25 protein-coding genes are annotated in these 22705 nt (G+C 60.2%); 8 read left to right on the top strand and 17 right to left on the bottom strand.

Annotation, left to right across the window (positions count from 1 at the left end; genetic code table 11):
• The first annotated feature begins 62 nt into the window (after positions 1-62).
• The gene (dkgB, locus tag DYI22_RS03140) at positions 63-872 is read left to right on the top strand and encodes a 2,5-didehydrogluconate reductase DkgB (RefSeq protein ID WP_213476585.1); all 810 of its coding nucleotides are present in this window, start codon (positions 63-65) and stop codon (positions 870-872) included.
• A 39-nt stretch (positions 873-911) separates the two neighbouring features.
• On the opposite strand, the gene DYI22_RS03135 is transcribed toward dkgB, so the two are convergent.
• The 3 genes from DYI22_RS03135 to DYI22_RS03125 form a co-directional block, all read right to left on the bottom strand.
• Positions 912-1847 carry an aldo/keto reductase gene (locus DYI22_RS03135; RefSeq protein ID WP_213476584.1) on the bottom strand — a complete coding sequence of 312 codons (936 nt, stop codon included), beginning with the start codon at positions 1845-1847 and terminating at the stop codon, positions 912-914.
• 102 nt (positions 1848-1949) lie between these two features.
• Positions 1950-2720, bottom strand: coding sequence for a glutathione S-transferase N-terminal domain-containing protein (locus tag DYI22_RS03130; RefSeq protein ID WP_213476583.1), 771 nt, complete (start codon positions 2718-2720; stop codon positions 1950-1952).
• Between the two features lie 37 nt (positions 2721-2757).
• Positions 2758-3231 (bottom strand): sterol desaturase family protein, encoded by a 474-nt coding sequence (locus tag DYI22_RS03125; RefSeq protein WP_213476582.1) that lies wholly within the window; start codon positions 3229-3231, stop codon positions 2758-2760.
• A gap of 313 nt (positions 3232-3544) precedes the next feature.
• On the opposite strand from DYI22_RS03125, the gene dacB reads away from it, so the two are divergent.
• From dacB to DYI22_RS03110, 3 genes are all read left to right on the top strand, one after another.
• Positions 3545-5083 (top strand): D-alanyl-D-alanine carboxypeptidase/D-alanyl-D-alanine-endopeptidase, encoded by a 1539-nt coding sequence (gene dacB / locus DYI22_RS03120; protein ID WP_228300770.1) that lies wholly within the window; start codon positions 3545-3547, stop codon positions 5081-5083.
• A gap of 206 nt (positions 5084-5289) precedes the next feature.
• Positions 5290-5664 (top strand): DUF4398 domain-containing protein, encoded by a 375-nt coding sequence (locus DYI22_RS03115; RefSeq protein WP_213476580.1) that lies wholly within the window; start codon positions 5290-5292, stop codon positions 5662-5664.
• A 27-nt stretch (positions 5665-5691) separates the two neighbouring features.
• Positions 5692-6501, top strand: a complete 810-nt coding sequence (locus DYI22_RS03110; protein ID WP_213476579.1) for an OmpA family protein — start codon at positions 5692-5694, stop codon at positions 6499-6501.
• 59 nt (positions 6502-6560) lie between these two features.
• Here the strand turns inward: DYI22_RS03110 and DYI22_RS03105 are convergent, their stop codons facing one another.
• From DYI22_RS03105 to DYI22_RS03095, 3 genes are all read right to left on the bottom strand, one after another.
• Positions 6561-6929, bottom strand: a complete 369-nt coding sequence (locus DYI22_RS03105; RefSeq protein ID WP_323132873.1) for a DUF4397 domain-containing protein — start codon at positions 6927-6929, stop codon at positions 6561-6563.
• Positions 6848-7966: a DUF4397 domain-containing protein gene (locus tag DYI22_RS03100; RefSeq protein ID WP_213476577.1), complete on the bottom strand. Its 1119-nt coding sequence runs from the start codon at positions 7964-7966 to the stop codon at positions 6848-6850. Before DYI22_RS03100 ends, DYI22_RS03105 begins: the two co-directional genes overlap by 82 nt.
• A gap of 133 nt (positions 7967-8099) precedes the next feature.
• On the bottom strand, positions 8100-8366 hold the full coding sequence (locus DYI22_RS03095; protein ID WP_213476576.1) for a DUF2798 domain-containing protein: 267 nt from the start codon (positions 8364-8366) through the stop codon (positions 8100-8102).
• 141 nt (positions 8367-8507) lie between these two features.
• Here DYI22_RS03095 and DYI22_RS03090 point away from each other — a divergent pair, with 141 nt between their 5' ends.
• On the top strand, positions 8508-9404 hold the full coding sequence (locus tag DYI22_RS03090) for a DUF6279 family lipoprotein (RefSeq protein WP_213476575.1): 897 nt from the start codon (positions 8508-8510) through the stop codon (positions 9402-9404).
• A 5-nt stretch (positions 9405-9409) separates the two neighbouring features.
• On the opposite strand, the gene DYI22_RS03085 is transcribed toward DYI22_RS03090, so the two are convergent.
• The 5 genes from DYI22_RS03085 to DYI22_RS03065 form a co-directional block, all read right to left on the bottom strand.
• The gene (locus DYI22_RS03085) at positions 9410-10180 is read right to left on the bottom strand and encodes an SDR family oxidoreductase (protein WP_213476876.1); all 771 of its coding nucleotides are present in this window, start codon (positions 10178-10180) and stop codon (positions 9410-9412) included.
• A gap of 29 nt (positions 10181-10209) precedes the next feature.
• Positions 10210-10899 (bottom strand): histidine phosphatase family protein, encoded by a 690-nt coding sequence (locus DYI22_RS03080; protein ID WP_213476574.1) that lies wholly within the window; start codon positions 10897-10899, stop codon positions 10210-10212.
• A complete protein-coding gene (locus tag DYI22_RS03075; protein ID WP_213476573.1) occupies positions 10899-11963 on the bottom strand; it encodes a phosphotransferase family protein in 1065 nt (354 codons plus the stop codon). The genes DYI22_RS03080 and DYI22_RS03075 overlap by 1 nt, the downstream gene beginning before the upstream one ends.
• Before the next feature lie 47 nt (positions 11964-12010).
• Complete coding sequence (locus DYI22_RS03070) at positions 12011-12829, bottom strand: SDR family oxidoreductase (protein ID WP_213476572.1); 819 nt, start codon at positions 12827-12829, stop codon at positions 12011-12013.
• Between the two features lie 392 nt (positions 12830-13221).
• Positions 13222-14433 (bottom strand): acyl-CoA dehydrogenase family protein, encoded by a 1212-nt coding sequence (locus DYI22_RS03065; protein WP_213476571.1) that lies wholly within the window; start codon positions 14431-14433, stop codon positions 13222-13224.
• Positions 14434-14579: 146 nt separating this feature from the next.
• Between DYI22_RS03065 and DYI22_RS03060 the strand changes: the two genes are divergently transcribed.
• Positions 14580-15473, top strand: a complete 894-nt coding sequence (locus DYI22_RS03060; protein ID WP_213476570.1) for a LysR family transcriptional regulator — start codon at positions 14580-14582, stop codon at positions 15471-15473.
• A gap of 9 nt (positions 15474-15482) precedes the next feature.
• Here DYI22_RS03060 and DYI22_RS03055 read toward each other — a convergent pair whose 3' ends face one another.
• Positions 15483-15839 carry a hypothetical protein gene (locus tag DYI22_RS03055; RefSeq protein ID WP_213476569.1) on the bottom strand — a complete coding sequence of 119 codons (357 nt, stop codon included), beginning with the start codon at positions 15837-15839 and terminating at the stop codon, positions 15483-15485.
• A 19-nt stretch (positions 15840-15858) separates the two neighbouring features.
• Complete coding sequence (locus tag DYI22_RS03050; protein ID WP_213476568.1) at positions 15859-16623, bottom strand: EAL domain-containing protein; 765 nt, start codon at positions 16621-16623, stop codon at positions 15859-15861.
• Between the two features lie 183 nt (positions 16624-16806).
• On the opposite strand from DYI22_RS03050, the gene DYI22_RS03045 reads away from it, so the two are divergent.
• Positions 16807-17961, top strand: a complete 1155-nt coding sequence (locus tag DYI22_RS03045) for an isocitrate/isopropylmalate dehydrogenase family protein (RefSeq protein ID WP_213476567.1) — start codon at positions 16807-16809, stop codon at positions 17959-17961.
• A 58-nt stretch (positions 17962-18019) separates the two neighbouring features.
• On the opposite strand, the gene DYI22_RS03040 is transcribed toward DYI22_RS03045, so the two are convergent.
• The 3 genes from DYI22_RS03040 to DYI22_RS03030 all read right to left on the bottom strand — a co-directional run bounded on the left by DYI22_RS03040 (position 18020) and on the right by DYI22_RS03030 (position 20104).
• Positions 18020-18589 carry a DUF1439 domain-containing protein gene (locus tag DYI22_RS03040; protein WP_213476566.1) on the bottom strand — a complete coding sequence of 190 codons (570 nt, stop codon included), beginning with the start codon at positions 18587-18589 and terminating at the stop codon, positions 18020-18022.
• 89 nt (positions 18590-18678) lie between these two features.
• Positions 18679-18870: a CPXCG motif-containing cysteine-rich protein gene (locus tag DYI22_RS03035; RefSeq protein WP_213476565.1), complete on the bottom strand. Its 192-nt coding sequence runs from the start codon at positions 18868-18870 to the stop codon at positions 18679-18681.
• Positions 18871-18877: 7 nt separating this feature from the next.
• Positions 18878-20104: a pyridoxal phosphate-dependent aminotransferase gene (locus tag DYI22_RS03030; protein WP_213476564.1), complete on the bottom strand. Its 1227-nt coding sequence runs from the start codon at positions 20102-20104 to the stop codon at positions 18878-18880.
• A gap of 257 nt (positions 20105-20361) precedes the next feature.
• On the opposite strand from DYI22_RS03030, the gene DYI22_RS03025 reads away from it, so the two are divergent.
• Positions 20362-21345, top strand: a complete 984-nt coding sequence (locus DYI22_RS03025) for a D-2-hydroxyacid dehydrogenase (RefSeq protein ID WP_213476563.1) — start codon at positions 20362-20364, stop codon at positions 21343-21345.
• 209 nt (positions 21346-21554) lie between these two features.
• Here the strand turns inward: DYI22_RS03025 and DYI22_RS03020 are convergent, their stop codons facing one another.
• Complete coding sequence (locus DYI22_RS03020; protein ID WP_213476562.1) at positions 21555-22640, bottom strand: fatty acid desaturase family protein; 1086 nt, start codon at positions 22638-22640, stop codon at positions 21555-21557.
• Between the last annotated feature and the right edge of the window lie 65 nt (positions 22641-22705).

Here is a 22705-nt window from a genome sequence, read left to right as displayed (position 1 = left end):
CTCTTGAAGAACCAGCGCACGGACACCACATTAAGAACACAGCATTCGCAAAGGAGGACACCATGTCATTCAGCGCACTTCCGGACATCGGTATGGGCACCTTTCGCCTGAAGGGCAACGAAGCCAGAGACGCCGTTAAAAGTGCCCTGTCTCTTGGTTACCGCCATATCGACACCGCACAGATGTACGAAAACGAGGCGGAAGTGGGCGACGGCATTGTCTCCAGCGGCATCCCCAGGCGCGAGATATTCCTGACCACCAAGATCTGGCACGACAAGCTCCACGCCAGCGACCTGATCAACAGCCTTCACGACAGCCTGGCCCGACTGAAGACGGATCACGTTGATCTCGCGCTCATCCACTGGCCATCACCGGATGACGAAGTCCCCATGAGCGAATACCTCGGCGCACTCCGGGACGCCCAGCGAGAAGGTCTGACCGAGCACATCGGCGTTTCCAACTTCACCTGCGCGCAGATGGATCAGGCGAAAGACATTCTCGGGGACGCCACCCTGTTCACCAATCAGGTGGAAGTGCACCCGTTTCTGGCTAACCGTAAGGTGGTCCAGCACGCGCAGGATCTGGGCATTCAGGTAACCGGCTACATGCCACTGGCCGTTGGCAAGGTGATGGACAATGAAACCCTGATCCGCATTGGCCGGGAGCATAACGCCTCACCGGCACAGATTGCGCTGGCGTGGGTGCGTGCCAAAGGGGTGGTTCCCATTCCTTCGTCCACCCGGCCGAAACATCAGAAGGCCAATCTGGATGCCCTGAAGATCCGGCTGAGCACTGATGATATCGCGGCGATCGACGCATTGGACCGGGGCGAGCGCATTGCCAATCCGGGCTTTGCTCCGCAATGGGACTGAACTACCCCCATTCGGGGGTGCCGTCCCTCAACCGACACGTCACCCGGCACTGACAAACCGGGCCATGCGCTGGCGCTGCGCCTCATCCGGCAAGCGGCCCGTCATCGCGCCGGTATTCTGCACCATATGACTGACTTTGCTGGTGGCCTGAATGGCGCAGGTCACCGCCGGGTGAGAGATGATGTACTTCAGGAAAAACTCCGCCCAGTTATGGCAACCGGCGTCCTGCGCCCAGGGCGGTAGCGGTTCGCCCCCGAAACGGCGGAACAGCGCACCACCCCGGAAGGGCCGGTTCACCAACACGGCAATGCCTCGTTCCCGGGCCAGCGGCAGCAGGCGGTCCTCCACCTCGCGGTCGATCAGGTTGTAGGTCAGCTGCACAAAGTCCAGCGGTTGGGATTCCATGATGCCGGCCAAGTCCGCGTGTTGCCGCCCGTGAGACGTGGTAATGCCGATGTAGCGGACCTCGCCGTTGGCCTTCATCTCGCGGAGGGTTTCCAGGTGCCCGCGCCACCCCAACAGATTGTGCACCTGCAGCAGATCAAAGCGCTCTATGCCCCATTTTTCGCGAGATGTTTCCGCCTGCCGGCGCGTCGCCGACTCATCTCCGGTCCAGATCTTGGTTGCGGCAAACACCCGCTGACGCGCCTGCAGCGCTTCCAGGGCGTAGCCCATAACCTCATCGGACGAGCCATACATGGGTGATGAATCAACCACCGTCCCACCACCGTCGAAAAACGCCTTCAGCACGGCAACCCGCTGGTCCATCGCCGCGGCATCACCGTCGACATCGAAGGTCTGCCAGGTGCCCATGCCGATAGCGGGGATCTGCTCGCCGGACGATGGAATCGCACGGGTGACCAGCGACTCCTCGACGTTGCCGGGGGCACTGGCAAAGACGCTCGGCGCCCGCAATGCCAGCATCGACGCGCCGGCCCCATACAGAAACTGTCGCCGGGAAAAGCCGTTTGCCATAGCCACCTCCACTGACCGGCGGTCGGGGTGATATCCGGCCCACTGCAGCGCGGGCCGGGGCTTTGTTGCACTCACACCATGACAGACGGCTACGCAAAAGGTTCAGCCGCGGTACGTGAGATCCAGGTATCGCAGGATTCGCGACGACTCAAACAACCCCTTGCCGGTGTTTGGATCTTCCAGGTACGGCACCTGAACCCGCTGGTGCCGCTGGAAAAACGCTGCCCGCTTACCGCCCGGAATCGGCGTGTAGGGCCCGGGCTTGATACGCTGCCGGGCCGGGCCGATTTCCCTCCAGTGTTCCTTACCCAGATTGTGCAGCGTGTAGGGGATCTCAAGCTCACACAGCCGCTCCCGGACCAGGCGGGAGAACGGGCTGCCCTCAAAGCTCCAGAGGTGAAGCGGCTGCGCCGGCACCCTGCCGCTAACCGCTCGCAGCCCCCGCAGTGCGCTGGCCGCAGAAGCAAGCGAGCCCAGCGCCGGCTGGTATGGCTTGGTGCGGTAATACGCCGGTACCGGCCGGCCACCGTACTCGCGAAACAGATAGTCAACGATCGCAGCGGATTCGTACATCACACTGCCCGTGTTTTCGTCTACCAGCAGAGGAAACTGCTGTTTACCGCCCGCGGCTTCGGCGTCAGGCCGGAAGCGACGCCCGCCCTTCGGGCAGGGCCGGATGTCGACATCGAGATTCAGCGCCGTCAGCGCCTCCCTCACCCGGCGGCAGTATGGGCAGGCCTCCATGTCATAGAGCACCAGTGGTTTCGCCGGCTGGGCGGCCTGCCTGACCACCAGGCACCCCCGCCACGCGGATAACGAAGAGGTGGCAACAGAAGCCAGTACGTTGGCGTTGTGAATCAACAGATTGGACATGAATCAACCCTGCTTGTGATGAGTGACACGGCCATTATCAGGCTGGCCGCCGGTTTTCCATTGGCTCCCGGGTTCCCATGACGTGGTCAAACCACGGCCTGGTCACGCACCAGTTGGCATTAGGGTTCGGCCCCATGTGATGGTCGTAATGCCAGGGCAGGTGCTCACGGGCCCATTCCGGGTCCAGGTGGGATTTCTTGTGCACACGGTAGTAGTTCCAGGCGCAGTAATACAGGGTGCCGACAAAAAACGGCGCAACCGGCATCAAGGGCGTCACCGCGGCCGCACCTGCAACGAGGGCAGCCACCTCCTTGGTCTGGGCGTTCCAGGTCAGCGGCGGATGACGGTAATCCTCATCAAGAAACCCGTTCTTGCGGACACTGCGATGGTGGTCGTGCCAGTGGAACGCCCAGAAGCTTTTGCGGTCTCGTCCCATGTCATGGAGCACGTGTTTATGAAACACCCATTCAACGGCGTTGGCGGTAATCAAGCCCAGCGGTATGCCTAACATGGCGGCCTCCCATCTCATTGTTATTGGAACAGTTAGTTACACAGCTACTAGGAAACGCCTTTTAAGGCCCGGATTCCATGACCGAATTGCCGGCGAAACCGCGGATAAAAATGACCCCAAGGTCATTGACATCGAAGTGTGCGTTTTCTGACCATCTAACCTGCTGATTCCAAAGAACCTTACAAGCGGTCACAAAATCACTGTGCAAACAATGACACTACTGGCATTTTTTAACGTCATGTAGAGCTTTTCCACATAGTACCAGCGGCAAATCTGGGCTATTGTTGGTACATAACTAACGATGGGTCCGGCCATGCGACGTAAGGCGATTTTTCGCTTCCCACAATCCGTTTGCTGCTCACTGCTGGCAGGTGCATTTGCGCTAGCCGGAGTTCCATCCTATGCCGCCGAAAATGATTCAGACATCTCCCCGGCCAGGACCTGGAGCAATCAGGTGCGGGATTACGCGTTCCAGTCACTGAACGATGAAAACGCCCTGAGCATGGCGGCAATTCCGATGAATGGCCCCGGCATTGACCAGTACATCAACGCCGACGCGTTGATGAGCCCCGGCTCCATCATGAAGCTGGTTACCACCTATGCCGCGCTGGAGATTCTCGGCCCCACCCATCACTGGAACACCGACTTTTACACCGACGGCACGCTGAAGGGCAACACGCTGGAAGGCGACCTGTTCGTCCAGTTCGGCGGTGACCCGAAACTTACCCTGGAGCGCCTGTGGACCACCCTGCAGGAGCTTCGCGGCATGGGCGTCACCACCATCAACGGCGATCTGGTGCTCGACGGCGGCTATTTTGAGATTGCCGGCGGCCTGCCCCGCTTCGATGACAACGGCGACAATCCCTATGCACCGTTTCTGGTGGAACCTTCGGCGTTCCTGACCAACCTGAACCTGCTGCACTTCCAGGTGCGGGCGGACGAGCGCGGCACCCAGGCATGGAGCGCACCCGCCCTCGACGATGTTGTGATTGATAACCGGGTAACGGCAGTTGCCGCAGGCCCCTGCCCGTCACGGCGCCGCTTCACCTGGGAGCCGGTCTTCCACGCCGATCAGCGGGTCACCGTCCGGGTGACCGGCGAACTGCCCCAGGGTTGCCGCACCACAGCTTACCTGTCGTTGTTGCCCCATGAGCAATACTCGGCGTCACTGATCCGTACGCTGTTATCGGATATGGGCATTGCCGTAACCGGAGGCAACCTCACCGGCCCTACGCCGGAAGACGCTCGCCTGATGCTGAGAACCACCTCGCCGGACCTGGTGACCATGGTGCGCGACATCAACAAATGGAGCAGCAATGTGATGGCCCGCCAGCTGTTGCTCACGTTGGGCGCCGAGCATCGCCTGGAGAACGAGGACGATGACCGGGCAGCCGGCATTCGCGTGATCTATGACTGGCTGGAAGCGAAAGGGGTGAACACCGCCGGCATGGTCATTGATAACGGCGCCGGCCTTACCCGGCACGGTCGTATTACCGCCCGCCAGGGTGCCCAGATCCTGCAGCATGCGTGGAACAGCCCGTTCTCTGCGGACCTGCTGGCGTCCATGCCGCTGATTGCCATGGATGGCACCATGGCAAGACGACTGCGCAACGTCGGCATGGACGGTCTCGGCCGGATCAAGACCGGGTACCTGGAGAATGTCCGCTCGATTGCCGGTTTTACCCGCGACGAAAGCAACACCACCTGGGCCGTTGTCGGCATGGTTAACACCGATCCGGCCTGGAATGGTCAGGCAGTACTGGATCGCATTCTGTATTCCCTGCACCACCAGCCCCCCGTCGGCACCACGCTGTCGCAGTCCGAAGCCGACAATAATCCCAAAGTGCACTGATTAATCCCTGCCCTGCCCCGAAAGTGGCGTATTTCTTGCCGATCCTTCATGGCTAGTTTCCATCCGGCTGCTACGCTTATCCGTAAAGGTAAGTTGTTGTTGTGGAAAACTGCGTCACCAGGCAGTTCCGGATCCCCGCATTACCGGAGAGTGGCCAATGTTCGGGTGGGGTCGTGTCCCCGTCCTTCACTGGAAGGAGAATGTGCATGAACAAGAACACTTCGATAATGGGCACCGCCGGTGTCATGGGTGCGGCACTCGCACTGGGTGGTTGTGCCAGCCCCGGCGAACCCCCGGAAAGTGAGCTTCGGTCGGCCGAAGCATCCATCCAGCAGGCGGTCTCATCGGACGCCCGCGAGTTCGAGCCGGTACTGCTCAATCAGGCGCAGAACAAGGTTGCCGATGCCGAGGAGCTGATTGAACAGGAACAGTACCAGCAGGCCGAGCGACTGCTCGAGCAGGCCTCCGTGGATGCGCAACTGGCAGGAGCCCGCTCCAGCACAGCCAAAGCCGAAGCCGCTGTGGAGGAAATCAATCGCAGCATCGAATCGCTTCGCCAGCGCATCGAGACTAACCAGTAATGGCCGCAGCAGATTAAGGAGATTGCTATGAACACGCGCAACATGACTCTGAGCATGACTGTCGGCCTGTCTGTCGCCCTGGCGGGCTGCGCCGGCGCCCCGCCGCAAAACGAAAACGTGGAAGAGGCCCGGGCGATCTACGAAGAAATCCGCAATGACCCCGACGTCGCCCGCAGCGGCGATCAGCAGTTGCGAAACGCCAGAAACCAGCTGGAGCGGGCCGACAACCTGGTGGAGGAGGGAGAAGATCTGGTGGAAATTGATCACGCCGCCTACCTCGCCAAACGCCATGGGGAAATCGCCCGCGAGCAGGGCCGTCGTGCCGAGTTGCAGGAGGAAATCAATTCCGCCGAAGCCCGACGCAAGGAGCTGGAACTGGAAGCGAGCTCAGCCGCGGCCGCGCAAGCGCGCATGGAAGCGGAAATGCTCCGCGCCCGCATGGCGGAAATGGAAGCCGAGCAGACTGACCGGGGCATGGTGCTGACCCTCGGTGATGTGCTCTTTGACCTCAATCAGGCCGACCTCAAGCCCGCCGGGGAGCAAACCATCGCCCGCCTTGCCGACTTTATGTCGGAGTACGAGGAACGCCGCGTCCGTGTTGAAGGCTATACCGACAGCACCGGGGACGAGTCCTACAACCAGGGGCTCTCTGAGCGCCGTGCCCAGGCAGTTCGGGACTCACTGGTCTCCATGGGCATCAGCAGCGATCGGGTGGAAACACGGGGCTACGGTGAGCAGTATCCGGTAGCCAGCAACGACACCTCGTCCGGCAGGCAACAGAACCGGCGGGTGGAGATCGTGATCTCCGACGAGAACGGCAATATCGAAGGCCGATAAAAAAAGCCCCGGCACCCCGGGGCAAATCCCACTTCAGTCAGAGGCTCGTCAACGCTCTCCTAGGGTTGGGCAAAATCGTCCATGAGGGTAAGGCCAGCCGTATTCTCAGGATCGTCCGGCGCCAGCCGCGCAACTGCCGTATACACTCCCCCGTTCGCCAATGTCACACTGCCGGACTTGAACAGTTGGGCGTTATCGGTGGTGGTAATAAACACCACGTAATCACCGGCGGGTACCTGCAAATAGCCGGAGGAATCGCCGAAGGTGAAGTCTGCCAGTGCGGGTTGTGCGTTGCCGATCAGCGTTGCGTCAGCGCCCCCCTCTGCCGTTGGCACCAGGTAGACATTCACCACCTGAGCCTCGGCCGCGCCGTGGATGACCCGCAGTTTCGCTGCCGTGGCAATCGCGCGGTTGTCGTCTTCGAACACCAAGGCCTCAACGTCCGTGGTGAGCCCGGCGGCAACAACGGTGCGGATATCCCCCGTGCCAGAGGCAGCGTCGCGTCGATGAGGGCGGCGGTATCCCCGGTGGCAGTGACCGCCACGCGGTTGTCGCCTTCGTCAAGACTCACATACTCGCCAGTGAGCGGAACCGCCGGCACCGTTTCCGGGAAAGACAGAGCCGTGACCGCCGCGCTGGTGCCATCGGGTTCGGTATTCAGATAGATATCCACATCACCGGCGGCAGCCGCGTTATGGACGGCGCGGATGCCGGCGCCCGTGGAGGCATCAAGCAGCTCGCTCGTTTCGCCCTCGTTGATCACCAGCAGACTGACCGGAGAATCCCCATACACCGTGTTATCGATGGCACCGATCAGCAGATCGGCACCGGCCGCCAGCGGCACGGTGCCACTGTCGTAGACCACGGTGCCCGGGGCGCCCTCGGGTGTAATGCGAATCTGATAGTCGCCCGCCGGCACTTCCAGCGGGCCGACATCTTCACGGAAGGAAAAGGTGAACGCCGGATCGGCCGGTAGCGGCTCGCCCGCGTCGCTCAGGAAGACCGAAACCGCTCCACCCGCCGCCGCCTGGGCGTCTGGCGACAGGTGGGCCACCCGCAACCTGACGGTGTCAGCGCTCTCACGCTCGCCACTGTCAGTCAGAATCAGCGGGGCAACATCATCGTCACCGACCTTGCCGGTGGCGATCACGTCGTAGCTCACCTGCCGCTCAAGCACCACCCCGGATTCGTCGATCACGGTGGCGGTGCTGCCGTCAGGTAACAGCCCGTCGACGGCAACGGAATAGGTTCCGGTGCGGGGCGTCAGCACCGCCACCTGTCTGAACTCGGCTGCGGACACCACCTCGTCATCGTTCAGCCGCACATTCACCGCGGGCGCATCCGACGAGGCATGGACCACGCGAACCTGAGTTGTTGGGTTGGAACTGGAACTGGAGCCGTCGAAACAGCCGGCAAGCACCACCGTGCCTGCCACCACCAAAGGTAACGCAAGTCTTGTCTTCATTGTTCCGATCCTCGGTTGCAGAGGTTATTGATCAGCGTCAGGTGGTTCGAACCTGCACAATATCAGTCCCTGAATTGTACGCACCTGCAACTTACGGAAGGTCGGATTAAACGGGTTGACAGTTTTTCACATTTCAACGTACATCTGTGCGCTGGACCTCATCGGTCAGGTGGCGGGTGGTAAGAGCGGTCAGTTTCGCGGCCAGCGGAGCGATGAAGGTGACCAGAGGGAAAGCCACGCCCCAGGCCACCAGAAAGGCAGGAGCCCAGCGTGCGGGGAACCCGGCATCCAGGCCGGTGTTGATAAAGGTAATGACCGCTGACATCAGCAGTGACATCATGCCGGACATGTAGAATCCGAAAACGAACTGACGAAGACGGGCAGGCTTGATTCGACGCATGGTATCTCCCGGTCCGGCTGTGGACAACGGCGCGTAACATCTGAAAGCACCGGAGCACCGTAAAAAAATTGACTGATGAACCGCATAGTAATGAGCTTGCGACCGTTTATCGATACGACCATATACCGATTCAGGCACGCTATGGATTTGCACAACCGCAACACGACCGCTGCCCTGCGCCCGATTCTGCTGGTTTGCGTAATGGCCCTGTTAGCCAGTGGGTGCAGCTCCACCAAACTGGCGTATCGCTACGCCGACTGGGGCATTATCTGGTGGGTAGAAGACTATGTGTCGCTCACCGCCGATCAGAAACAACGGCTGAACGATGATATCCAGGACCTTCGGCGATGGCACTGCAGCGATGAACTGCCCCGTTACCAGGCCTGGCTGGACGAACTGGAATCGGATGTTACGCAGGGGCCGCCGGATGCGGCCACGGTGGCCTACCATCAGGAGCAGTTATTCGCGTTCTTCCCCAGCCTGCTGGAGCAGGCCACACCGGTTGCCGTCAACCTATTGTCCAGTCTGAACGATGAACAGGTACAGGAACTGGCGAGGAACATGGCACAGAGCCAGCAAGAGATGGAGGACGAGTTCCTCGCCGACTCCCCGGAAGCGACCGCGCAAGCCCGGGCAGACAGAACCATGGAGCGGGTCGAGCGGTGGCTGGGTAACCTGAACCGCGAACAGCGCCGGATCGTGCAGGAATGGTCAGCCAACCGGGGTGCGCAGACGGAAATCTGGTTGCAGGGACGCAGAAACTGGCAACTCGCGCTGCTTGAACTTCTGGAAAAACGGCACGAGCCAACCTTTCCGGAAAAACTGGAGTATCTGATCGTTCACTCGGAAGAAGTGCGGGGGCCGGCTTACGAAGCCATGATGACCGAAAGCCGGGTCGCCATGGCTGACCTGATGCACGACCTGCTCAGGGCCGGTGACAACGCCACGCTGGCGCATCTGAGCAGTCGCGCAGAAGAGCTGAACAACGACTTCGAAACCCTGACCTGTGTGGCGGATTCCGAAGTCGCCGGCAACTGACCGCGTTAAACCGTCAGATAGCCGCCATCGGCGTTAATGCAGGCGCCGGTGGTGTAACTGGAGGCACCGGATGCCAGGTACAGCACAGTTCCGGCCATTTCGCTGGGATCGGCCACCCGCTTCATCGGGATGTGGGCCATCGCCTGCTTCTTGATGGCGTCATTGGTGGTCAGCGCACTGGCGAACTTGGTATCCGTCAGGCCCGGCAACAGGGCGTTGACGCGAATGTTCTGCTGGCCCAGCTCCATCGCAAACGACTTGGTCATGGAGATAACCGCGGCCTTGGTAACCGAGTAGATGCCTTGGAAATGGCCCGGATTTACGCCGTTGACCGACGCCACGTTGACGATTGAACCACCACCGTTTTTCTTCATCAGTTGCGCACCACGGGCACACATAAAGAAATAACCGCGAATGTTCACGTCCACGGTTTTCTGGAAGGCGTTAAGATCGGTGTCCTCTACCGGGCCGAAATACGGGTTGGCGGCCGCGTTGTTGACCAGAATATCGAGTTTGCCGTGGGACTTCTCGATGTGCGTCCAGATGTCCTCAATCTGATCCATCTCACCGATGTGGCAGGCATAGGCTTCGGCACTGCCACCGGCCTCGCGGATGCTGCTGGCGACCGCCTCGCAACCGTCGATCTTGCGGCTGCTGCAGATGACGTGGGCACCGTATGCGGCCAGGGTACGGGCGACGCTTTCGCCGATGCCACGGCTGGCGCCGGTAATCAGCGCCACTTTGCCGCTCAGGTCAAACAGGTTGTTGCTGCTCATGGGGTTGGACATAGAGTCACCTCGGTTCGTTATCGGAACGTCACCAGGGCGGAGTCTTCCGCTTCCAGGTGGCTGTAGTTGTTGAAGACCGCCAGGCTGCGCCGGGGGCCGGAATACAGAATGCGGGAAACGCTGGTATTGGCGATGACGTTGTTCATCTCCAGCGCCTTCTGGTCGCTCAGCTCGAGCAGGTGCTGGGCAATGACCGCAATGGGACCACCGGACGTGGACACCAGTGTGTCGCCGCCATCGGCAAACTCAATCAGCCCATCCAGTGCGGCAATCACCCGCGCCCGGAACGCCGGCCAGGTCTCGGTATAGTCACTGTCGAACTGGCCGCTGACCCAGCGGGCCATGGCCTTCTCGAAGTTCTGCTGGAACGCCCGTGCCGGTTTCGGAAAAGCCGCCAGGTCCGATGCCATGCGCTGACGGTCCGCCCACTCCGGGCGCAGGCGCTCAACCACCTGCATGTGGTCGAACTCATTCAGCCCTTCAACGGCCTGCATATCCGGCAGCGCCTCACCGAAACCGCTGGCGATAGCCTCCACGGTCTCCCGGTGGCGCTCCATGTTGCCGCCGAACACCGCATCCGGCTGCACCTTGCCCGCCAGCCATCGGCCCAGCACCCGCCCCTGCTCCCACCCGCGGGGCGAAAGCTGGTCGTAGTTGTCCTTGCCGAAGCTGGCCTGGCCGTGGCGGATCAGATAAATCGTGGCCATTACAGGGAGCTCTGCGCGATCAGTCGCTGACAGCGCTTTTCCAGGTAATTCGCGGCGTGTCCGAAAGCGGCAAACCGCTTGTCTTTGGTCTGGCCGTGATAGAAGCGATAGTAAATCTGCTGGATGATCACCGCCAGGCGGAACAGGCCGTAGATTTCATAGAAGTCGAAGTTGTCGACCCGGAAGCCGGACTTGTCCATGTAGTATTCCACCACTTCCTTGCGGGTGAGCATGCCCGGCCGGTGAGTGGGCTGGCGCCGCAGCATCTGGAAGGGGCCGTCGTCATCGGCTTCGATCCAGTAAGCAAGGCTGTTACCCAGGTCCATCAAGGGGTCACCGATGGTGGCCATTTCCCAGTCCAGCACACCGATCACTTCAAACGGGTTGTCCGGATTCAGCACCACATTGTCGAAGCGGAAATCGTTATGGATGACCACCTGCGCCAGGTCTTCCGGCATCTTGTCGTTGAGCCAGCTCATCACTGCCTCGAAATCGCCCACGTCCTCGGTGCGTGCCTTGCGGAAGCGGTCGCTCCAGCCGCCGATCTGACGCTGCACATAACCGGCGCCCTTACCGAGCTGATCCAGGCCCGCAGCTTTGGCGTCCACCGTGTGGAGGTCGACCAGTTTATCGATCACGTTCAGGCAAAGCTTGCGGGTGTCCGCCTCACTCAGCTCGAAGTCCTTGGGGAAGTCCTGACGCAGGATGATGCCCTTGAGCCGTTCCATCACGTAAAAATCACAGCCCAGCACATCGTGGTCGTCGCAAATGGCGATGATGTCCGGCACATAGGGGTAAACCGGCTTCAGCGCCCGCATCACCTTGGCTTCGCGGAGCATGTCGTGGGCAGACTTGGCGATCTTGCCAAACGGTGGCCGCCGCAGCACAAAGGAACGATCGCCGTAATCCACCTGATAGGTCAGGTTGGAGGCGCCGCCGGGGTACTGGCGGATGTCGGGCGCACCTTGCAGATCCGGAATGGCCTGCTTCATGAAACGGTCAACGACACCGGCATCCAGCTCTTCGCCTTCGCGGATGTCCACGGCCTGGTCAATCTGGGTCATTCAGGACTCTCCTCTTGAATCATCGTTAGCGGGTATCGAAAGCCGGTTCAGACTTTTTTGCCGCCCATCTTGTTCATCCAACGCTTGCTTTCCTGGTGCATCAACCAATCAAATGCCCAGGGCGCGTGACGCTTGAGCACCCACATGCGACGCTCCTTAGCGTGGGGCAGCACCCAGAAATTCCTGTCCTTCACCGAGCGGAAAACATCCTCGGCAACGTCCTCAGCGGTAATCGTGGAGCGCTTCATCAATTTGCTGACGTTCTGCTGAATACCGGGGATGTCGGACCGCATACTGCTGGTCAGGTTGGTCTGGAAAAACGCCGGGCACACGCAACTGACATGGATACCGGCATCCCGCAGCTCCTGGCTCAGGGTCTCGGAAAGCGCAATCACCCCGGCCTTGGTGACATTGTAGCTGTCCATCAATGGCGCCAGCATCAGCCCCGCCATGGACGCCACGTTCACAAACGCCCCGGAACCCTGCTGCTTGAACTGCGGCGTGAACGCCTTGCAGCCACGGACGACGCCCAGCACGTTGATGTCCAGGATCCACTCCCAGTCCGCCATGGTGGTGTCTTCAATAGAACCCGCGGAGGCGACACCGGCGTTGTTCACCACCACATCAACACCGCCCCATTTACTGACCAGATCGTCCCGGACTTTCTCAAAATCGGTCAGCCTGCGGACATCACACTCCACAAAGTAGCCTTCACCGCCGGCCGCGTTAATCTCTTTTTCAACGTCAACGCCCTGCTCTGGATTGATATCCCCAATGCAGACCTTCGCGCCCTCTTTGGCATACCGCAACGCAATAGCCCGGCCCAGGCCGCTGGCCCCGCCGGTGATGAATACTCGCTGTGTCATGTTTCGTGTTCTCCGTTAGTTCTTTTGTTTCGGTGCAAGAGCTGACACCGGGTAGAGCTTTCCAAAACACGCTGTGAATACGTCCGTGTACGCTGTGCTCCGCCATCCATGGCTCCGCAACGTTTTGGAAAGCTCTACCCGGCGCCAGCTCCCGGACCTCACAGTTCGTTGCCTAAAAAACAGTCGGGGGCTCAGGTTCTTAAAAGCCCGAAGCCACCTCCAAGGTTTGGGAGGAGCCGGCGGGGCGGTCTTTCTGAAAATTTGCGCAGCCATGGATGGCGGAGCAGAAGCGCCACATGGATGTGCCGAAGGAGCGGTTTTCAGAAAGACCGCCCCGCCGGCTCCCCGCACCTGAGCTTGACGACCTGCGGATCAGAATTGATCTCCCAACCTCAGGATCTATATTTGCTAAGCTCCAGACGAGCCACCATAGCCCGATGCACCTCATCAGGACCATCAGCCAGTCGCAATACCCGAGCATAGGCGAACAACTGCGTCAGCGGGAAGTCGTCGTCGCTCACCCCGGCACCGCCGTGAATCTGGATGGCCTGATCCACAATGGTCTGCAGCATCTGCGGAATCACCGCCTTGATCATAGACACTTCCTGCAGTGCTCCGGCAATGCCTTTGGCGTCCAGCGCCCAGGCACACTTGAGCGTCAACAGGCGGGCCTGTTCAATGGCCATGCGGGCGTTGGCGATGATGTCCGGGTTGCCGCCAAGCTTGGCCAGCGGCCGGCCGAACGCTTCACGGGTGGTGGCCCGTTTGATCAGCAACTCCAGCGTGCGCTCCGCCGCCCCGATGGCCCGCATGCAGTGATGAACTCGGCCAGGCCCCAAACGGCCCTGGGCAATTTCGAATCCGCGACCCGGGCCGGCAATAAAGGCGCTTTTCGGCAGGCGTACGTTGTCGAAAGCCACCACACCATGCCCGTAAGGCTCATCGTAGGCACCGAAAACCGGCAGCATGCGCTCGATGTTGACGCCCGGGGTATCCAGCGGCACCAGCACCATGGAATGGCGGCGGTGTTTATGAGCATCCGGGTCCGTCAGGCCCATGAAGATAGCGACCTTGCAATCCGGATGGCCGATGCCGGTGCTCCACCATTTGCGGCCATTGAGCACCACTTCGTCGCCTTCGACAACCGCAGTAGCTTCCATGTTGGTGGCATCGGAGGAGGCCACGTCGGGCTCGGTCATGCAGAAGGCGGAGCGGATTTCGCCGCTTTGCAGGCGCGGCAGCCACTCGGCTTTCTGTTCTTCGGAGCCGTAATGGATCAGCACTTCCATGTTGCCGGTGTCCGGCGCGTTGCAGTTGAAGATTTCAGGCGCAATAAAGCTACGACCGGTTTCTTCGGCAATCAGCGCGTAGTCGGAGTTGAGCAGTCCACAGCCGTGTTTTTCATCCGGAAAAAACATGTTCCACAGGCCCTGGGCCCTGGCTTTTTCCTTCAGTTCCTTGATGACTGGCAGCACCACCCAGCGATTCTCCAGGGATGCCAGTTCACGGTGATACTGTTCTTCGATCGGGAAAATCTCGTCCTTCATGAACTGCTTCACGCGGTTGAGATAATCCTGACCCTTCTCAGAAATGTTGAAATCCATTGCCCTACCCTCGTCAATTCTGTCTGGGAGCTGTCCAACGGGACGCTGCTATTGCCTCAGTCTAGGGTTCAGGACACTATTACGCGACTGAATTATTCTTATCGTTTATCATAAGCATCACTTATTCCAAGAGCGGGAAATCTGGTATGGCACTCAACCGGCTGGACCTCAACCTTCTGCATGTTTTCGACACCATCTACCGGGAAGGCAGTCTGACCCGGGCCGCTCGCGCCCTGCATCTGACCCAGCCGGCGGTCAGTCATTCCCTGTCCCGCCTGCGGGAGCATTTTGACGATCCACTGTTTACCCGCCAGGGCAACCAGATGATTCCAACGCCGTTGGCACGGCGGTTTCTGGAGTCCATGCGCCCGGGTCTGACACAGATCCAGAGTGCGGTGAATCAGTTCCACGCGTTCGATCCCGCCAGCCATCGCAAGACCTATTCACTGGCACTGAGAGACATTCTGGAATCGACCTTTCTGCCCCAGCTCATGCACCGCCTGTCGGACTATCCGGAACTGGAGATCATCAGCCAGCGCATACCAAGGCGGGATATGGAAACCCAACTGGCGGCCGGCAAACTCGATTTTGCCGTAGACGTGCTGCTGCCGGTGAGCAACCAGACCGCCCATGAGCTGTTGCGCCGAGACCGCCTGGTGGTGCTGGCGCGGCAGGATCACCCGCTGGCGCAGGCGGAATTGACCATGGAGCAATACATCAGCGCCCGCCATGTGCTGGTGTCTTCACGCACCGAGGGGCCAGGCATCGAGGATTTTGAATTATCTCGGCTGGGGGTACAGCGGCATATCCGGCTGCGCTGCCAGCACTACTATGCCGCGTGCCGGGTGGTAGAGAACACTGACCTGCTGCTGACCATGCCGGAAACCTACGCGCGCATCATTGCTGAGCGGGCTGACATTCGCATTCTGACGCCGCCGGCGGAGCTTCCCGACCTTGACGTGCACCTTTACTGGCACAAAGCCTACGAACGGGAACCGGCACTGATCTGGTTTCGCGATCAGCTCAACCAGATTGCCTGAGGCGCTGTCTCAGTATGCGCCAACCAGCGCCAGAAAGCCCATAAAGCCCGCCGCGGTGATGCCCAGGGAGGCCACCACAATACCGAAGCCCCACCAGATGGCGGCGCCGGCCGAGACCGGGGAGCCCTGGCCCTGCAGCGTCCGGTAGAACGCCCAGGGGCCAAGGATAAAGGAACCCACCACCGCGAAAACCAGACCCACGCTGATACCGGCAAACGTCCAGGTGGCCAGAATGGTGGCTCGGTCGGACGCGTTTTCCTGCACCCCGTGGCGCAGCAGGAACTGTTTGCAGAAAAACCAGATCAACGCAAACAGGGCAACAACAAAGACCAGACCGCCAACGATAGTGATAAGACGATAGAACAAGATGAAACCTCGATTGTCATCAATCCGGGAAGTAAGGCTCCGGCAGTGCCTCGAACGCCGGGCGGGCGAACAGATAGCCCTGATACAGGGTGATGCCCTGGGACCGCAGCCAGCGATATTCGTTTTCGGTTTCCACCCCTTCGGCGATGATCCTGCCGCCCAGCCGGTTCATCATTTCGATGATACCCGCCACCACCGCCTGCTTGTTGGGCTCCTGATCGATGTTACGAACCAGGCCCATATCCAGTTTCAGAAGATCCGGCGGGCTGGCCATCATGATGTCGTAACGGGAATAGCCGGCACCAAAATCATCAATGGCAGTGCTGAACCCCATTTCCTTGTAGGCCGCGATAATCGAGGCAAGATGATCGACGGACGTCAGTTCTTCCGTTTCGATCACTTCAAAAATGATCTTGGAGGTATCGAAGTTATAGGTCTCGGCCGCCGCGAGTGTGGTGCGGATACAGTATTCGGCCTGATACACCGCGTTCGGCATGAAGTTGATGCTGAGCCTGGGCTCCATCTTCAGCCGCGCCGCGAGTTTGACGGCCTTGACCCGGCAGATCTGGTCGAACGAATAGCGGTTCCGCTCGTTCACGTTCGCCAGCACACTCAGGGCTCCCTCGCCCTCAAGGCCACGCACCAACGCCTCGTACGCAAACACACTTTTATTCTCAGTATCGACAATGGGCTGAAAGGCAAACGAGAAGGAAAAATCCAACCCTTCGCCGCACGCACATTGATTACAGTGGGACTCATCAAATAATACGGCCGGTTGATTCACTTCTACTCCTTCCTTGCCCCCGCACGGGCAAACTGCGTTTATAACCAATATATCCGTTCCACTATAGCCGCCATGCCCAGCCCGGTAAAAGTGCGTTTGTGTAAAGCTCTGGCATCCACCAATCACATGACTACACTGAGACAGACAGTTCCACACGATTGAAAGCCAACAGGAGTTAGCGGAATGGCCCAGAAATCCCGAATCGCAGTGACCCCCGGCGATGGTATCGGCCCCGAGGTGGTTGCCGAAGCGGTACGTTGCCTGGAAACCCTGCGGGCAAAACACTCACTGGCGCTGGAGTGGACCCGCTTTCCCTGGCCCTCCCATGCATGGCACGAGGAGCATGGCGAGTCCATGCCGGAAGACGCGCTGAAACAGCTCATGGCCTACGACGCCATCCTCCTGGGCGCGCTCGGGGATCCTGGCCCGGTGGACGACCCGCAACGCTACCTTCTGCCGGACAGTATCTCGCTGGCGCCCCTGCTGGACATGCGCAAAGGGTTCGACCAATGGGTCTGTGAGCGCCCGGCGCGGTTGCTTCCCGGAGCGCGGCAGTACCTGGCCGATGAACGCGCCAAAGACATCGACATGCTGGTGATTCGCGAAAACAGTGAGGGCGAGTATGTCAGCCAGGGCGGCCGCCTGCGCAAGGGGTCGCCGGATGAGGTAGCCACCCAGATGGAGGTGTTTACCCGCCACGCCACCGACCGGATCATCCGATATGGTTTCGAACAGGCGCGCCTCCGCGCCGGCGAGCGCTCACAGCAGGGGCACACCCGGCATTTCAAAACCCTGGACGGCCGCAGCTGCGAGAGCCAGGTGTGCCTGGTCACCAAACGCAATGCCCTGCGCTACTGGGGCGACATGTACACCGAAGCCTTTGAAGAAATAAGCCGGGAGTTTCCGGACGTCGCCACCCACCACGAATTGGTGGACGCCGCCTGCATGAAGTTTGTGCAGAGCCCCTGGGCATTCGATGTGGTGGTGGCCAGCAACCTGCAGGGTGACATTCTGACCGATCTGGCCGCCGTGCTGTCGGGCGGCATGGGGGTAGCGCCGTCCTGTAACCTGAACCCGACGGATGCAGATATGCCGTCGATGTTCGAGCCAACACACGGCAGTGCCCCAGACATCGCCGGACAGGGCCTGGCGGACCCGACCGCCATGCTGTTTACCACCGCCCGCATGCTGGAGTGGCTGGGGCGCAAGGACCCTGCCCTGGCCGGTGCCGGCAAGGAGCTGCATGACGCTGTGGCCGCCGACCTGGCGCAGAACAGCGGCACCCAGCGGGGCACCCGGGAAATCGGCGAGGCAATCTGCAAGCGTCTGGCAAACTAGGAAATTCAAACCACCGCTCGCCACCTTATCGGGGGGCGAGCGGCCGATGGTGGTGGCGTTATTCCGCCATCACGAATTCCAGCCGCCCCGGCGCCACCCGCACATCCATGGGCACCATGCCGAACATACGCTGGGCGAAATCCGCCTCGTCCAGACGGTAGACCGGCATGGTCTCCAGCATCTGGGCCACCGCGCGCATGACCGTGTCCGTGACCGGCTTCAGGTCACCCTTGAAGAAGGGTGAATCAATGCTGCTTTCCAGCAACTGCAGGCGTCGGATATACACGGCCTTTTCTTCCGCGTCGTACACCGGCGCCCCTTCCACTTTAAGCGCAATATCCACCGGCAGTTTGGTCATCAGCGCGTTGAGCGCCACCTGCCCGCTGAGATCAATGACGGCCACATCCCGTCCGTCCGGGCCCAGGGTAATATCTGCGTCACTGAGGCTCAGGCTCAGCGGCGAGCCGCTCTGCAGCTGCTGCCGATCGAAGCGGCTTACGGTGTCCTGAAGGTGACGCTCCAGCTCCCCCTCGGAAATTGAGTAGGGTGACAGGCTGGCGCAGCCGCTGATCAGGCTGACAGCCAGAATCATCAGGACGGGCAACAGGGAGGATCGCTTGACTGACATGGAAACTTCTCCGGAGTGAACACAAGAACGAGAGGGGTAGACTATGCCATCCCGCCGAGGCGGGAGGTTAAGGATTTGTCAGAAAACCGTCAGCTGTTTTCCGCGCAGGCGTCCACGTGCGGGGTCAGGTCGTCATCAAGCTGTACTTTCAGCAGGATCGGCTGGCAGCAGACCTGGCAGTCTTCGACGTATTCCTGCTCCCGCACCGAGGGATCAACGCTGATTTCCAGCGTCTCCCAGCAGTACGGGCATTGAATGAGAACCGAGTCCAGGGCTGACATGGTCACCTCAGAACTGTTGTTTCGCCATCCACGGAATCACCCGGTCGAACGCTTCTTCCAGCTTTTCACAGGTGGTGGAAAAGCTGATGCGAACGGCGTTGGTGCAGTGTTCACCGAAGGCGTCCCCGGGCACCATGCATACCCCGGTTTCCTTGAGCATGCGCAGGGCGAGATCGGAGCCGTCCACGTGGGGCGGCAGGTCCGGGAACGCAAAAAAAGCGCCTCCGGGTTTGTAACCGGTGAGGTGGGGGGTCTGGTCAATCAGCTCCACCACCTTGTCCCGGCGCTCCCGATAAATGTCCACCATGTCCCGCACGCACTGCTGATCGCCGGTCAGCGCCGCCACACCGGCAAACTGGGAGGGGGTATTGGCCACCGAGGTGGTGAACATATGGAACCGCCGCAGGGATTTGATCGCGGCCTGGCTGGCAATCACCCAGCCAACCCGTAAACCGGCCATGCTGTAGGTTTTCGAGAAGCTGCTGATGCACATGATGTTGTCCAGATCCATCGAGCAGTTGAGCACACTGGCGAAGTCATCGTCGTCAAAGATCAGGTGGTCATAGACTTCGTCCGCGTAAACCTGAATTCCCCGATAGGCACACTCTTCCAGTATGGTCTCCACGGTACTGCGCGGATAAACGGCGCCGGTGGGATTGTTCGGGTTATTGAGGATCAGCGCGAAGGTGCGCGACCCCATGGCACGGATCACCTCATCCGGGTCCAACTGGTGGTTGTTCTCGGCGCGGGTGGGCACGAATTTCACCTCACCACCGTTCATCCGGATCAACGGCGCATAAAGAAGGAACGAGGGGTCGGTCACAATAAACTGACGGCCCGGAGCCGAGGTGGCGGAGATGGCCAGGTACATGGCCTCGGTGGCACCGCTGGTGATCAGAATGTTGTCACGGGTCAACTTGCGATTGTAGCGCTTGCCGTAATAGTCCCGCAGGGCAACCAGCAGCTCCGGCAGGCCGGCATCCATGGTGTACCCGGTCTGGCCGGCATTCAGCGCGTCCACATAGGCATCGATAACGTGCTTTGGCGTCGGCAGATCCGGCTGACCGATGGAAAGATGAATAACGTCTTTCATGGTGGCCGCCATATTCACCATGCGCCGGATACCGGGCACCGGTACGGCCTGCATGGCGGGGTTCCAACTGGCCTTGGTCTTGCGGTACTTCACCTTTCTGGGCTTGGACTGGCCAGTTTCGTTGTTGACGGCTTCTGCCATAAATCTACCTCCTGCGAACAGCGCAAAAAAGAAGCTACTCCTGCAGGTTAGTCAGTATGCAGGGGCCGTACAAGACATAACCTCAGAAAGATTCCCCGCCCGGCCCGAATGCCTGACCGGCACCTTCCTATCCCTTTGTCTGACGAACTCAGGTTGACCACCCGCGCCCCGCAAACCAGACTGTAACGGACAGGGTTGCGCCGCCCGATTGCCGGCCCAGGCACCCCGATTCCAGGTAACAGGTCCGCGGAGGAAAGATGACTCAACACAGTAAACCGGTGGTAACCGTTCTGACAGCTCCGGGTGAGAAAGAGCCACCCGGTATGGATGCGCTGCGCGCCAGAGCAACGGTACGGTTTGCCTGTGACGAACCGACGCTGCGGGACACCTTGCCCGGTACCGACGTGATGATGGTGACGGACTTCCGTACCGAGGCACTGGAAGCGGCCTGGCCCGCGGCCGACAAGCTGCAGTGGATTCATGCCACCAGCGCCGGCGTGGATGCGTTGATGTTCCCTGCGCTGACCAAAGGCGACGTTACCGTGACCAACGCACGGGGAATTTTCGACCGGACGATTGCGGAGTACGTGCTCTGCACCATCCTGATGTTCGCCAAGGACTTCCCCCGCTCGATTCGCTTGCAGATGGATCACAAGTGGCAGCACCGGGATACCGAACGGGCCCAGGGTGGCCAGGTTCTGGTGGTAGGCGCCGGTTCCATCGGCCGTCAGATCGGTCGTCTGGTCCGTGCTATCGGCATGAAGCCCCACGGCATTGCCCGCAATGCGCGCCATGACGACCCGGATTTCATTGCCGTCCACAGCAATGACGATCTGTTCGAGCAACTCGCGCTGGCAGACTACGTGGTCATTGCTGCGCCGCTGACACCGCAGACCGAGGGGCTGTTTGACAGCAAGGCGTTCAAGGCCATGCGGCCCCACGCCCGCCTGATCAACATAGGCCGCGGCCCCATCGTCAAAACCGACGATCTGATCGAGGCCCTGCGCAGCGGCGAGATCGCCGGCGCCGGCCTGGACGTGTTCGAGGAGGAGCCGCTGGCTGAGGATCACCCGTTATGGGACATGGAAAACGTCATCATGACCGCCCACATGGCAGGCGATTTCATCGGCTGGAAACGCGCCCTCACCGACCAGTTCCTGGAGAACTTCGACCGCTGGCATGGTGGCGAGGAGCTGTTCAATCTGGTGGACAAGGAATTGGGGTACGCGGGGAGCCGCTAGGCTTGAATTCGATCAAGCCCGGAGCAGAATGGCGGGGCGTCGTCCAAAACACGCTGTAGATACATCCCTGTACGCTCGGCTCCGCCATCCATGGCTCCGCACGGTTTTGGACGACGCCCCGCCAACCCGCTCCTCCGAGTTTTTCTCCCAGTTCGGAGCATGACGTAGGTCGGATTAGCCAAAGGCGTAATCCGACAAAACCCAACTAATTACCGATTACTCGCCGCAAACTCCCTCTGCAACGGCAACAAATCAAACACCCGCTCCGGATGATTCGGATCCACCAACTCGGTGGACGATTTATAGACCCGTGGCGTCGTATACAGCAGTTTCAGCGCGGTGCCATGGGGCATCGACATGTACCGCTCGCCATGATTTTCCTCCAGCCACTTGCGCACCCGCGGCGCCATGTTATGCCCCATTTTCGGGAAGAAATGGTGCTCCACGTGATGGCTGAAGCGGAAATGCAGCCGATCCAGCACCGGGTTACTGCGCAGGCTCATGGAGTTGTCCAGCGGGTTATTGGTGGCCGTCTGCGGACGCAGGAAGTGGTTGGTGAGGATATACCCCTGCCCCAGGGCGTTGGCCACCATGAACGGAATCAGCACCGTAAACAGCGCCAGCGGCCCGGAGATCATCGCCAGCAGGGCCCACACCGCCATGCAATAAAACGTCTGCCGAATCGCCTTACTGCGGTCAAAGCCCTTGAACTGTTTACGACGCCTCGCCTGAAACCACAGCACCAGCTGCGCGTGGAACGTGAACGAGTAAGTCAGAAACAGATAGCTGTACCAGGTGCCTGACCCCGGCGCCAGTTTGGTGAACTTCTTCTGCTTGGGATCGGTCTTGTAACGACGCAGCGTACCAAAACTGTCCGGATCCGCATCGCCGGTGTTGGTGTTGCCGTGGTGAACCACGTTGTGCCACTTGCGCCAGAACTCCGGCGGCACTATCAACGGCCCGAACCCCAGCCAGCCGAAGAAATTCTGCCAGCGCTTACTCATGCCCAGGGCCCCGTGCAACACCTCGTGGGCCAACAGTGCCTGTGCACCGATGGTGTGCCCCACCAGCAAACCCAGCCCCAGATTCGCGTACCACGGCAGGCCCGCCAGCAGAATCGCGGCGATCCCGCCCCAGATAATCAGCTGCAACGGCAGGAACCAGACCACCCGCCAGGTCTGCGCCTTGAACGTATCCGCCGGCAGCTCCTTCTTCATCCTGTCCCTGAGCTCCCGCTCATCGGGTTGTCCAAACACGGCATTACCCATCGATTCGGGTTTCACAGCAGCGTTCATTCGTCACCTTTCGTTCTGAAAACAATAATATCCGGCACGCCATTTTATTTTCAGCGTACATGTGT

The organism is Marinobacter lipolyticus (assembly GCF_018424605.1).
Lineage (GTDB): Bacteria > Pseudomonadota > Gammaproteobacteria > Pseudomonadales > Oleiphilaceae > Marinobacter > Marinobacter lipolyticus_B.
This window is presented reverse-complemented; position numbering and strand designations above follow the sequence as displayed.